The sequence below is a fragment of the Streptomyces sp. NPDC048277 genome, from assembly GCF_040652235.1.
Taxonomy (GTDB): Bacteria; Actinomycetota; Actinomycetes; order Streptomycetales; family Streptomycetaceae; genus Streptomyces.
On record NZ_JBEZLQ010000001.1, the window covers coordinates 496104 to 507815 of the forward strand.

An 11712-nucleotide genomic window follows, 5' to 3' on the forward strand; every position below is an offset into this window, starting at 1 on the left:
GGGTCCGGTGCGGCGCTGCTGGGGTGTCACCCCAGCAGCGCCGCCACGACCACCAGCACCGGCACCGACAGCACCGTCGACAGCAGGATCGAGTCCCGGGCCAGTTCCTCGCCGACCCGGTAGGTGCTGGCGTACGTGTACAGGTTCTGCGCGGCCGGGAGCGCCGACGTCACCGTCACGTCGAGCAGGGGCGCCCCGTGCAGGTCGAAGACGGCCGATGCCAGGGCCCAGGCGACCAGCGGCTGGCCCACCGACTTCAGCGCGACGGACAGGAACACCGGTCCGCGTTCGCGGCCCCGGCCGGGGAGCGTGCTGCCCCGCAGGGAGATCCCGAAGGCGAGCAGGACGGCCGGCACGGACATGTTGCCGATCAGGGTGAGGGGATCCATCACCGGGCCGGGCACATGGATCCCGAGCCCCGAGACCGCGACGCCGGACAGTGAGCCCACGGCGATCGGGTTGCGGAGCGGGGTGAGCAGGCGGTGCCACCACGGGCCCTTCCTGCCCCCGCCCGACAGGTCGAGGATCGTCAGGGCGACCGGGGTGAGGACGACGACCTGGAAGAGCAGCACCGGTGCCACCAGGGACGCGTCGCCCAGGACGTACACCGCGATCGGGATGCCGAGGTTGCCGGAGTTGACGTAACTGGAGCACAGGGCACCGATCGTCGTACGGCCCACGCCCCAGTGGCGCCCGACACCCACCGCCACGAACGCGCCCGCCGCCGCTGCCGTGCTCAGGGCCGTCACCAGGAGGCGGCTGGAGAAGATCACCGCGAGGTCGGCCCTGGCGAGGGTGGTGAAGAGCAGCGCCGGGGAGGCGACGTGGAAGGCGAGCTTGGTGAGCACCTCGCGGCCGTTCATGCCCAGGTGGCCGCCGCGGCCGAGGGCGTAGCCGACGGCGATGACGATCGCGATGACCGCGAAGCCGCTCAACACCCCCTGCACGGGACCCCCTTACGGGGGAGGAGACCGCGGGTTGTCCGGGGCGGTGCTGATCCGTGAGGCGATCCGTGGGGCATGCACCTAACCCTCGGGTCCGGTCAGTCGCAGGTCAACGTTGTGACCCTTGTGATCTTCGCGACCGTACGCGGACGCGTCGCCCTTACCGATGAGTTGCCGGACCATCGGCGGTCTACCGGTTCGTGGATGCCGTGCCCCCCGCCGTACTCATGCTGTCCGGCCCCGTCGCCAGGGACGAGGTGCCGGGGCTCTGCGACGACGTGCGTGAGCTGCTCGGGGCGGGCGTGGCCCGGGTCGTCGTCTGCGACGTGGGCGGTCTCGGGCCGCCGGGGCTCGGCACCGTCGACCTGCTGGCCCGGCTGGAGCTGGCGGCCCGCCGGGCCGGCGGTGGGATCCGGCTGCGGGACCCCGACCCGGCCCTACGCTCCCTCCTCCGTTTCGTCGGCCTTCGCCTCCAGGTGGAGGGGGAGGCCGAAGAGCGGGAACCAGCGCTTGGTGTCGAGGAAGAAGTGGAACCCGGTCAGCCGTCCGTCTGAGATCTCCAGGACCTGGATCGACCAGGGGCTCCAGCCGCCGGTGTCCGGGTCGGGCTTGTACTGGGCGAACCCGGGCAGGCCGTTGACCTGGACCGGGAACAGCCGCGAGCCCTCGCAGGCCGAGCCGATGGTGGTCATGAAGCCGGTGATGTCGTCGTGGCCGGTGAGCCACAGGTCGAACGGCGGCATCGTCATGATGGCGTCCTCGTGGAGGAGCGCCGTGAGCGCGGCCATGTCGTAGCCCTCGAAGGCCGCGACATAGCGCTCCAGGAGCTTCCGCTGCTCCTCGTCGAGCGGGTCGGAGACCTCGGCGCCGGCCCCCGACTGCCGCTGCTCGGCGAGCGTGGCGCGGGCCCGCTGCAACGCGCTGTTGACCGACGCGACCGAGGTGCCGAGCAGCTCGGCGACCTCGGTCGCCTTCCAGGCCAGCACCTCGCGCAGGATCAGCACCACCCGCTGCTTGGGCGGCAGCTGCTGCAGGGCGGCCATGAAGGCGAGCCGGATGGATTCCTTGGCCACGGCCGCCTCCGCCGGGTCGTCCACGGTCGGCAGCACGCGCGCGTCCGGCACCGGCTCCAGCCAGGTGTTGTCGGGCCGGGGCGACAGCGCCGCCTGGGCCAGCGGCGTCGACTCGCTGAGGTCCATCGGGCGGGCGCGCTTGCTGCCCGCGTTCAGCATGTCCAGGCACACGTTCGTCGCGATCCGGTACAGCCACGACCGCAGGCTGGAGCGGCCCTCGAAGGTGGCGTAGCTCCGCCAGGCCCGCACCAGCGTGTCCTGCACGGCGTCCTCGGCCTCGAACGAGGAACCGAGCATGCGGTAGCAGTAGCCGGTCAGCTCGGTCCGGTGCTTCTCCAGTGCGACGTCCAGCTCCGCCGTCGCCGTGCCGTCGGTCATCTTCCGTCCACCCACCCCTGTGGCCGTTCCTGTTCGCGCACCTTTGCGCTCCAGCACTTGAAAGCTAGCGCAGGGGACTGACAAAGGCGCCCGGAGTTCGGAAACGTCCAGGTGGGACGGGGATGCGCCCACGAACTCGGGTGGTGCGGTCCGTGGGCGGGTGCGGCGCCGTCGTGGCTTGTCGCGCAGTTCCCCGCGCCCCTGGCGGGGCGCTTCAGTGGGCGTTGGCCAGGGTCTGCCTGCGGGCTGCCATCGAGCCCAGGACCGTGATCGTCACCACGCCCAGGATCGCGAGCAGTCCCACCCCGACCGTGCCGGACCAGCCGCTCGCGTGGAAGGCCATCGCACCGACCGTGCTGCCCGCGCTGGAGCCGATGTAGTACGCGGACTGGTAGAGGGCCGAGGCCTGGGCCCGGCCGTGGGTCGCCGTCTTGCTGACCGCCGAGGAGGCCACCGCGTGGCCCGCGAAGAAGCCCGCGGTGATCAGGACGAGGCCCAGCAGGACCAGGGGGAGCGAGTCGGCCAGGGAGAGGAGGAGACCGGCGGCCGTCGTGCCGCCGCCCAGGTACAGGGCCCCACGGCGGCCCAGCCGGCCCACGAGCCGGCCCGCCGTCGACGCCGACACCGTGCCGACCAGGTACACCAGGAAGATCGAGCCGATGATGCCCTGGGGGAGCGAGAAGGGCTCCTCGGTCAGGCGGTAGCCGATCACCGTGTAGACACCGCCGAAGACGGTCATGAACAGCGCGCCGATCGCGTACAGGCGGCGCAGCAGCGGGTCGGCCAGGTGGTCGCGGACCGTGCCGAGCAGCCGGCGCGGGTGCAGCGAGCCCGCCTTGAAGTGCCGCGGGGCGGGGAGCAGCAGCCGGAAGGCCACCGCGCAGCCGACGGCGATCACCCCGATGGCCGCCACGGCCACCCGCCAGCCCCACTCCTGCGCGACCCAGCCGGTGATGACCCGGCCGCTCATCCCGCCGACACTGTTGCCCGCGACGAACAGACCGATCGCCGTGACCAGCGCCTTCGGACGGACCTCCTCCGCCAGATACGCGGTCGCCGACGCAGGCAGACCGGCCAGCGCCGCACCCTGGACGCCGCGCAGCACCACCAGCACGCCCAGGGAGGGCGCGAACGGGACCAGCAGTCCGACGGTCACCGCCACCGCCAGCGAGGCGGTCATGACCGTACGGCGTCCGAAGCGCTCGGAGAGCGCGCTCATGGGGAGCACGAACAGCGCCAGGCCGCCGGTCGCCGCCGCCACCGTCCAGCTCGCGTCGCTCGCGCTCACCCCGAAGCCGTCCGAGATCAGCGGCAGCAGGGCCTGCGTGGAGTAGAGGAGGGCGAAGGTCGCGACACCGGCGAGGAAGAGGGCGAAGCTCATCCGGCGGTAGCCGGGGCCGCCCGGGGTCAGCCGGGAGTCGGAGGCGGGGACGGTCGTGACGGCGTCCAGGGTGGTGGACGCCCCGGTACTGGCGGGAGACATGCTTCGAACGTACGGACCCCGCCTTCATCCGTCCAATGCATGGAATCGTCATAATCGTTCCCGTGATGCATCAACAGAGGTCAGCCGAGCGCCTGTCACCGTCCAGTGACACAGAAGACATGACGATGTTGCTGGCTCCACGCCTCGCGTACTTCGCCGGGGTGGCCCGCACGGAGCATGTGACCAGGGCCGCGCTGGAGCTCAACGTCCCCCAGTCCACCCTCTCGCGCGCGATGGCCCGCCTGGAGCAGGACCTCGGCGTCGACCTCTTCACCCGCCACGGCCGCACCGTCTCCCTGACCCCCGCGGGCCGCACCTTCCTCACCTCGGTCGAGCGCGCCCTCGCCGAGGTCCGGCGCGCCGCCGACGAGGTACGCGCCGACGCCGACCCCACCACCGGCAAGGTCGCCTTCGGCTTCCTGCACACGATGGGCGTGGAGACCGTCCCCGGCCTCCTCCAGGCCTTCCGCGCCGACCACCCCCGCATCCGCTTCAGCCTCGTCCAGAACTACGGCGAGGCGATGATCGAGAAACTCCGGGCGGGGGAACTGGACCTGTGCCTGACGTCCCCGGTGCCGGACGCGCCCGACCTGGTGGCCCGCCGACTGGACGAACAGAAGCTCCGGCTGGTGGTCCCCGTCGACCACCCGCTGGCCGCCCGCAAACGCATCCGCCTGGCCGAGGCCGCCGACGAGACCTTCGTGACCCTGGAACCCGGCTACGGCCTCCGCCGCATCACCGACGACCTGTGCAAGGAGGCGGGCTTCAGGCCGCGCATCGCCTTCGAGGGGGAGGAGGCGGAGACCTTGCGGGGCCTGGTGGCGGCGGGGCTGGGGGTTGCCCTGCTACCCCCACCGGCCTTTCCTCGCCCGGGGGTTGCGGAGTTGACGGTCACAGCGCCACGGGCGGCAAGAGAGATCGGGGTCGCATGGCTGGACGGCCACCCGGACACCCCACCAGTGGCAGCCTTCAAGAAGTTCTTGCTGTCGAGAAAGGGCAACCTGCTCCCCACCTAGGGACAGCGCCCCTTCAGGGGCGCTGGGGGTACCCCCGGCCGAAGGCTGGGGGAGGAACTGCGCGACCAGCCACAACGCACCCGCACCCCGAAACCGATCATCAGCCCCTACGGAGCGACCGGCCGAAGCCTGCGGCAAGTGGCATCCGCAACCCGATCGGCGGCGGCGCAGCCAACGCATCCTCCACCGGCCGCGACACCGCATGCCCGTACAACGCCCCCATCACGAAGTCCGAGGCCAGCGCGAGCACTTCGTCCCGGTGCTGATGCAACCCGTGTCCGTCGGAGTGCACCTCGAACCGGCACACCTCCCGGTTCGCCTTCTTCGCCCGCGCCGCCAGCCGGAACGACAGCTCCGGATCGGTCCGTTCGTCGTTCGTGCCGTGCACGACCAGCACCCGCCGCCCCGCCAGCTGCCGAACCGGTTCCTCGGGCACCGCCACATCCGCCTCCGGCAGCCAAGGGGCGACGGAGACGACGCAGTTGACGGCCTCGTGGCCCGCCGCGTGCAGCGCGGCCCGGCCGCCCATGCCGACGCCCAGCAGACACACCGGCACATCCCCGTACCGGCGTACCACCTCGTCGGCCGCCCAGCTCGCGTCCCCGGCGGGGTGCGCCTCGCTGCCGTTCCAGCCGCGATAGCGGTAGTGGACGAGGTGCGCGGCCAGTCCCTCGCCGCGGCCGTCCCGGGCGAGCCGGCGGCCGAGCGCGCGGACGAGACCCGTCGCCCATACGGGGGACGGTCTGCGCTCGGAGACCTCCTCGCCGCCCGGGAGCAGCAGGACCGCCCCGGTCGCCGTCGTCGGCTCCTGGCCGACTGCCCTGCCCAGTCTGGCCGTTCGGACCGGCGTCGCTTGCTGTGCCATGACAGAACAGTGTCAGAAGAAGCGGTATACGCCACCGGTCCGTGCGGTCACCGTTACGTATCGGCGCCTGGGCAAACAGCGTGACTCCGAGCGATCTACGCGCGTAGGAGTTAGAGTGCGAAAATGACGAGCCAGAGCACCGAGAACATCCCGACGCCGGACCAGATCCGCCGGGCACCGAAGGTTCTGCTGCACGACCACCTGGACGGCGGCCTGCGTCCCGGCACCGTCGCCGACCTGGCCCGGGAGAGCGGGTACGCCCAGCTCCCCGAGACCGACCCGGACAAACTCGGCATCTGGTTCCGCGAGGCCGCCGACTCCGGCTCGCTGGAGCGGTATCTGGAGACGTTCTCGCACACCGTCGGCGTGATGCAGACCCGGGACGCGCTGATCCGGGTGGCCCGCGAGTGCGCCGAGGACCTCGCCGAGGACGGCGTCGTCTACGCCGAGGTGCGCTACGCGCCCGAGCAGCACCTCGAACAGGGCCTGTCCCTCGAAGAGGTCGTCGAGGCCGTCAACGAGGGCTTCCGGCAGGGCGAGGCCCTCGCCCGGGAGAGCGGCCACCGGATCCGGGTGGGCGCCCTGCTCACCGCCATGCGGCACGCGGCCCGCTCCCTGGAGATCGCCGAACTCGCCAACCGCTACCGGGACCTGGGTGTCGTCGGCTTCGACATCGCCGGCGCCGAGGCCGGCTACCCGCCCACCCGGCACCTCGACGCCTTCGAGTACCTCAAGCGCGAGAACAACCACTTCACCATCCACGCAGGCGAGGCCTTCGGGCTGCCGTCCATCTGGCAGGCCCTCCAGTGGTGCGGCGCCGACCGGCTCGGGCACGGGGTGCGGATCATCGACGACATCCAGATCCACGAGGACGGCACGGTCAAGCTCGGCCGGCTGGCGTCGTACGTCCGCGACAAGCGGATCCCGCTGGAGCTGTGCCCCAGCTCCAACCTCCAGACGGGGGCCGCCGACTCGTACACCGGGCACCCCATCGGGCTGCTGCGCCGGCTGCACTTCCGGGCCACGGTGAACACGGACAACCGGCTGATGTCCGGGACCAGCATGAGCCGGGAATTCGAGCATCTCGTCGAGGCGTTCGGTTACACGCTCGACGACCTGCAGTGGTTCTCCGTCAATGCGATGAAATCAGCGTTCATTCCTTTCGATGAACGGCTGGCCATGATCAATGACGTCGTCAAGCCGGGTTATGCGGAGCTGAAATCCGAATGGCTGTTCCGGCAGACCGCCTCCACCAGCGGTTCTGTCGATCAGGAGGGCTGATTCGGCGTCCGGACGGGGCGCGGAATGCGGACGGGCGTTCACAATTCGTCCGCATTTCGGTGTTTGCGGCGGGCGGTCCGCCGTGTTTACGGTCGTGGACCGCTCAGCGTGTTATCGATCCCCGTCACCGCATTCCAAGGACGCATCAACGATGAAGCAGTCTGCTGCCAAGACCCTCGGTGTCGCCGCCCTCGGTGCCGCCTTCGCCGCCGCCGGCGCGGGCGCGGCCAACGCGGCCCCGGCCGTCCCGGACGCCACGCAGGCCCTGGGCACCGTCACCAAGACGCTGCCGGCCGAGAACGTCTCCAAGGCCCTGCCGGGTGCCGGTGAGGCCGTCCAGCAGGGGCAGTCCGCCGTCGGTGCCGGTCTTGCCGCCGCCCAGCCCGCCGTCGGGCAGCTCCTCGCCGCCGGCCCGACCAAGCCCGTCGCCGGCCTGCTCGGCGGCCTGCCGATCCAGGGCCTGCCCACGCACGGCCTGCCGGTCAACGGGATCCCGCTCGGCTGACCCCCCGCCCGAGCAACGCCGTTGGGGCGCCCCGGATCCGACCGGGGCGCCCCAACGGCGTTGTCGTACCGGGGAACTACCAGGCCGAGGCCTTCTCCTCCGAGGGGAGGAGGATCCACAGCGCTATGTAGAGCAGGAACTGCGGGCCCGGCAGCAGACAGGACAGCAGGAAGATCACCCGCATCGTCGTCGCGGACGTACCGAAGCGCCGGGCCAGCGCGGCGCACACTCCGCCGATCATGCGGCCATGGGTGGGGCGGGCGAGGCTGGACATCTGCGGCTCCTTCATGAGCGTCCGGTGCGAGGCGGCCCATGCGGCCCCTCATCTGCCCTCCACGCTACGGTGACGAACCGGGGCGAAGCGTCGCTCTACGGGGCGATCCCGACCCTGGGAATCGTCGGGGTACGACCCTGAGCCGCCTCCTCCTGCGGTACGGCCGTACGCCCCACCCGCTCCCCCCTGCGGCGCAGCCAGGACCGGCCCGCCGGCACCACGGCGAGATGGGCCAGCACCACACCGGTCGTGTTCAGCAGGATCGAGTCGACGTCCACCACCCGGCCGGGCACCCCCGTCTGCAGCAGGGCGATGCCCAGCGAGATCAGGGCGCCCGCGGTGGCCGTACGGATCAGGGAGCCGAGCGGGGAGGCGTCGAGTCTGCCGTGGACCATCGGCAGCAGCACGCCCAGCGGGGCGAGCAGCGCGAGCCCCTCCCCGATCCGGTGCGCCGCCTCGCGCCAGCCCAGCGCCAGGTCGGCGCGGATCCCGGCGAACGGGTGCAGGTTGGCGGGCATCACCCAGGGCACGTCCAGCGGCCGCAGCATCAGCCAGGCGACGAACGCGAGATGTGCGACAAGGAGGACACCCCCTGTCACACGGACGCGGATCGCGGCGCTGCCGCCGATGGAGCCTTGACGCTGCACGCCCCCGTAGACGCGCCCGCGCACACGATCGGTTCCGGATAGAGGAGTGAGGCCTCAAACACACGCCACGCAAGGCGCCCCGTCAGGGGCGCGGGGAACTGCGCGACCAGCCCCCACCGGCTCGCACTCGCCGCACAACCCAAGGTGGCACCCCATGAGGCGCCCAAACACCCCTCACCCGGAAGCAACCTCGGTGGACGGCGGCCGGTTCCCACTCGGAGAGTTCCGCACGGAATCCGTGCACTCGTACCGCCGCAACGACTCCGTCCCCGGCCCGCCCAGGATCACCGACCCGTCCCCCTCCGCCGCCGCCGAGTCGGACAGCGTGCAGACGATCTGGGCCAGCGCGTACGACGTCAGCTGCGGCGGCGACGTGCTCAGCCGCAGCGTGTCGTCGGGGTCCCCGGCCCGCGGCCCGACGACGCTCATCCCGCCCCGCACGTACGTCGTGTAACCGGCCTCCTTCTCGGCGGCCGACGGCGACTCGGCGAGCTGGTCCAGCAGCCCCTGCGCGACGATCACCCGGCGTTGCGCGTCCGCCGTACCGTCCGGCACCCGCACCTCCCGGTCGACGGTCACCAGCGAGGAGCCGCACAGCAGGAACACCTGCACCGGCACCCCCCGCGCGTCCTGCGCCGACAGATCCGGCTGGGTCATCGAGCACGGCACCCGCGAGGGCGCCCCGCCGAAGTCGGTCGGCACCTCGGTCGCCCGGATCCCGCACCCGGCGAGCGCGAGCCCGAGCCCGGCTACCGCCAGCAGCCGGCCGCCCCGCCGCCGTACGGCCGGTCGTAGGGCCGGAAGTCTCCGTACCTGCATCACGCGTCCTTCGCCCCGCCGTCCTTGGTCTCCTCGGCCAGTTCCGAGGCGTCCCGGGGCAGCCGGAGCGTGAACACCGCACCGCCCTCGGGGGAGTTGGCGGCGGTGATCGAGCCGCCGTGGATACGGGCGTTCTCCGTCGCGATGGACAGGCCCAGGCCACTGCCCTCGGAGCGCGGCCGGGAGGCGCTGGCCTTGTAGAACCGGTCGAACACGTGCGGCAGGACGTCCTCGGGGATGCCAGGACCGTGGTCGCGCACGGCGATGACCAGGTCGTCGCCGTCGATGCGCACGGAGACGCGCACCGGCGAACCGCCGTGCTTGAGCGCGTTGCCGATGAGGTTGGCGAGGATCACGTCGAGGCGGCGCGGGTCGAGGCGGGCGTGGATGCCGCGCTCGGCGTCCAGGTCCACCGCGTCCAGCCAGGCGCGGGCGTCGATGCAGGCGGTGATCTGGTCGGCGAGGTCGACGTCGTCGAGGACCAGCCGTGCCGTACCGGCGTCGAAGCGGGTGACCTCCATGAGGTTCTCGACGAGGTCGTTGAGGCGGCGCGTCTCGCTGACGACCAGCCGGACCGCGGGCTCGATCATCGGGTCCATCGACCCCGACTCCGCCTCCAGCTCCTCCTCCAGGATCTCCGTCACGGCGGTGATCGCGGTGAGCGGGGTCCGCAGCTCATGGCTCATGTCGGCGACGAACCGCCGGGACGCCTCGTCCCGCGCGGCCATGTCGTCGACCCGTTTCTCCAGCGCCTCGGCCGCGTCGTTGAACGTCCGTGAGAGATCGGCGAGTTCGTCGGTCCCGGAGACCCTCAGCCGGGTGTCCAGCTTGCCCTCGCCGAGCCGCCGGGCGGCGACTCCGAGGCGGTGCACGGGCTTCAGCACGGTCGTGGCGGCGGCCTGCGCCAGCAGCGCGGAGCCGATCAGCGCCAGTCCGGTCGCGATCCCCAGCGACCAGGCCAGCGAGTTGAGGTCCTTCGCCTCCGGCTCCAGGGACTTCATCATGTAGCCGGTCGGCCCGCCGCCGATCAGCCGCGTCCCGGCGACCAGATACGGCGTCCCGTGGTCGACGACCCGCTGCCAGTACAGGTGGTACGCCGAGGTGTTGCTCTCGGTCACCTTCTGCTGTCTGTCGACGGCCTTGCGCAGGGAGGTCGGCACGTCGTCGAGCGCGAACCCGCTGAGCCCGCCCGAATTGCCGTACACCGTCTTGCCGTTGGTGTCCTCGCCGACCAGCAGCACACTGAAGCGCTGACTGCTGCCGGCCATCTGCCAGGCCGTGCGCTGGAGTTCGTCCTGGGTGGGATGGACGGGCAGCGCGCCGGCCCGGTTCTGCATCTCCTGCTGGAAGTCGCGCAGCACCGCGTCCTGGGTACGGGTGAGCACGGCCTCGCGGTTGAGCCAGTACGCGATGCCGGACGCGGACACGGCGGCGGTGAGCGCCACCAGGCCGAAGACGACGACAAGACGCAGCCGCAGACTGGTGAAGCGCAGCCGGGACACGGCTCCCATGCGATCCGAGGCCCAGCCCCGGAAACCCTCTTGCCGGTCCGTCACTGAGGGGCGTCCAGGCGGTAGCCGACACCACGCACGGTACGGATCAGGGTCGGGGACGAGGGCACGTCCTCCACCTTGGCGCGCAGCCGCTGCACACACGCGTCCACCAGCCGGGAGTCACCGAGGTAGTCGTGCTCCCAGACCAGCCGCAGCAGCTGCTGGCGGGACAGCGCCTGCCCCGGCCGCCGGCTCAGTTCGAGCAGCAGCCGCAGCTCCGTCGGCGTGAGCTGCAGATCCTCGCCGTTCTTCGTCACGGTCATCGCGGAACGGTCGATGACGACGTTGCCGAACGTCGCCGAGTCGGTGGACTCCCGCTCCCCGCGCCGCAGCACGGCCCGGATCCGGGCGTCGAGCACCCGGCCCTGGACCGGCTTGACGACATAGTCGTCGGCCCCGGACTCCAGGCCCACCACCACGTCGATGTCATCACTGCGCGCGGTCAGCAGAATGATCGGCAACTGGTCCGTGCGCCGGATGCGCCGGCACACCTCGAACCCGTCGATGCCGGGCAGCATGACGTCGAGGACGATCAGATCGGGCCGCTGCTCGCGCAACAGCTTCAGACCGTCCTCACCGGTCGCAGCGGTGGCCACCCGGTGTCCCTGGCGGGTCAGAGAGAGCTCCAGGGCCGTGCGGATGGCGTCGTCGTCCTCGATCAGCAACAGGGAAGGCACGGGCTCATTCTGGCCCATGCGGGGGCTGTCGTACGACCTGTGCGGCTCGGAGCTGTCCGTAAACCTCCATAGCGCCACGACCTGTGCATCCGCTGTCGACTCTCTGTACCGGACCCCTGTGACAGGTCTGTGACAGTCGGCGGATACGGCCGTGAAGGTGGCCCGGCAGAGTTCTCGTCACAGGCAAGCGAGCGAGC

Annotated in this window: 13 protein-coding genes; 4 read left to right on the forward strand and 9 right to left on the reverse strand. The window is 71.4% G+C overall.

Going from position 1 to position 11712, the window contains the following annotated elements; genetic code table 11:
• Positions 1-26: 26 nt before the first annotated feature.
• The gene (locus tag AB0D85_RS02330) at positions 27-947 is read right to left on the reverse strand and encodes an AEC family transporter (protein WP_362312539.1); all 921 of its coding nucleotides are present in this window, start codon (positions 945-947) and stop codon (positions 27-29) included.
• Positions 948-1171: 224 nt separating this feature from the next.
• Here AB0D85_RS02330 and AB0D85_RS02335 point away from each other — a divergent pair, with 224 nt between their 5' ends.
• Positions 1172-1498: an STAS domain-containing protein gene (locus AB0D85_RS02335; RefSeq protein WP_362313452.1), complete on the forward strand. Its 327-nt coding sequence runs from the start codon at positions 1172-1174 to the stop codon at positions 1496-1498.
• Here AB0D85_RS02335 and AB0D85_RS02340 read toward each other — a convergent pair.
• Positions 1382-2395, reverse strand: coding sequence for a sigma-70 family RNA polymerase sigma factor (locus AB0D85_RS02340; protein ID WP_362312540.1), 1014 nt, complete (start codon positions 2393-2395; stop codon positions 1382-1384). The two genes, AB0D85_RS02335 and AB0D85_RS02340, sit on opposite strands and share 117 nt — an antisense overlap.
• Before the next feature lie 214 nt (positions 2396-2609).
• Complete coding sequence (locus AB0D85_RS02345; RefSeq protein ID WP_362312541.1) at positions 2610-3878, reverse strand: MFS transporter; 1269 nt, start codon at positions 3876-3878, stop codon at positions 2610-2612.
• A 62-nt stretch (positions 3879-3940) separates the two neighbouring features.
• Between AB0D85_RS02345 and AB0D85_RS02350 the strand changes: the two genes are divergently transcribed.
• Positions 3941-4894 carry a LysR family transcriptional regulator gene (locus AB0D85_RS02350; protein WP_362312543.1) on the forward strand — a complete coding sequence of 318 codons (954 nt, stop codon included), beginning with the start codon at positions 3941-3943 and terminating at the stop codon, positions 4892-4894.
• A gap of 100 nt (positions 4895-4994) precedes the next feature.
• Here AB0D85_RS02350 and AB0D85_RS02355 read toward each other — a convergent pair whose 3' ends face one another.
• Entirely contained in the window at positions 4995-5759 is a 765-nt protein-coding gene (locus AB0D85_RS02355; protein WP_362312545.1) for an alpha/beta hydrolase, read from the reverse strand.
• 123 nt (positions 5760-5882) lie between these two features.
• Between AB0D85_RS02355 and AB0D85_RS02360 the strand changes: the two genes are divergently transcribed.
• Complete coding sequence (locus tag AB0D85_RS02360) at positions 5883-7040, forward strand: adenosine deaminase (RefSeq protein WP_362312546.1); 1158 nt, start codon at positions 5883-5885, stop codon at positions 7038-7040.
• Positions 7041-7191: 151 nt separating this feature from the next.
• Positions 7192-7545 carry an ATP-binding protein gene (locus tag AB0D85_RS02365; RefSeq protein WP_362312547.1) on the forward strand — a complete coding sequence of 118 codons (354 nt, stop codon included), beginning with the start codon at positions 7192-7194 and terminating at the stop codon, positions 7543-7545.
• A gap of 76 nt (positions 7546-7621) precedes the next feature.
• Here AB0D85_RS02365 and AB0D85_RS02370 read toward each other — a convergent pair whose 3' ends face one another.
• The 5 genes from AB0D85_RS02370 to afsQ1 all read right to left on the reverse strand — a co-directional run bounded on the left by AB0D85_RS02370 (position 7622) and on the right by afsQ1 (position 11515).
• Entirely contained in the window at positions 7622-7819 is a 198-nt protein-coding gene (locus AB0D85_RS02370; RefSeq protein WP_362312549.1) for a PspC domain-containing protein, read from the reverse strand.
• A gap of 95 nt (positions 7820-7914) precedes the next feature.
• Positions 7915-8466: a VanZ family protein gene (locus tag AB0D85_RS02375; RefSeq protein WP_362312550.1), complete on the reverse strand. Its 552-nt coding sequence runs from the start codon at positions 8464-8466 to the stop codon at positions 7915-7917.
• Between the two features lie 174 nt (positions 8467-8640).
• The gene (locus AB0D85_RS02380) at positions 8641-9285 is read right to left on the reverse strand and encodes a hypothetical protein (RefSeq protein ID WP_362312552.1); all 645 of its coding nucleotides are present in this window, start codon (positions 9283-9285) and stop codon (positions 8641-8643) included.
• On the reverse strand, positions 9285-10796 hold the full coding sequence (locus AB0D85_RS02385; RefSeq protein ID WP_362312553.1) for a HAMP domain-containing sensor histidine kinase: 1512 nt from the start codon (positions 10794-10796) through the stop codon (positions 9285-9287). The genes AB0D85_RS02380 and AB0D85_RS02385 overlap by 1 nt, the downstream gene beginning before the upstream one ends.
• Before the next feature lie 41 nt (positions 10797-10837).
• On the reverse strand, positions 10838-11515 hold the full coding sequence (gene afsQ1, locus AB0D85_RS02390) for a two-component system response regulator AfsQ1 (RefSeq protein WP_177232965.1): 678 nt from the start codon (positions 11513-11515) through the stop codon (positions 10838-10840).
• Positions 11516-11712 lie beyond the last annotated feature (197 nt).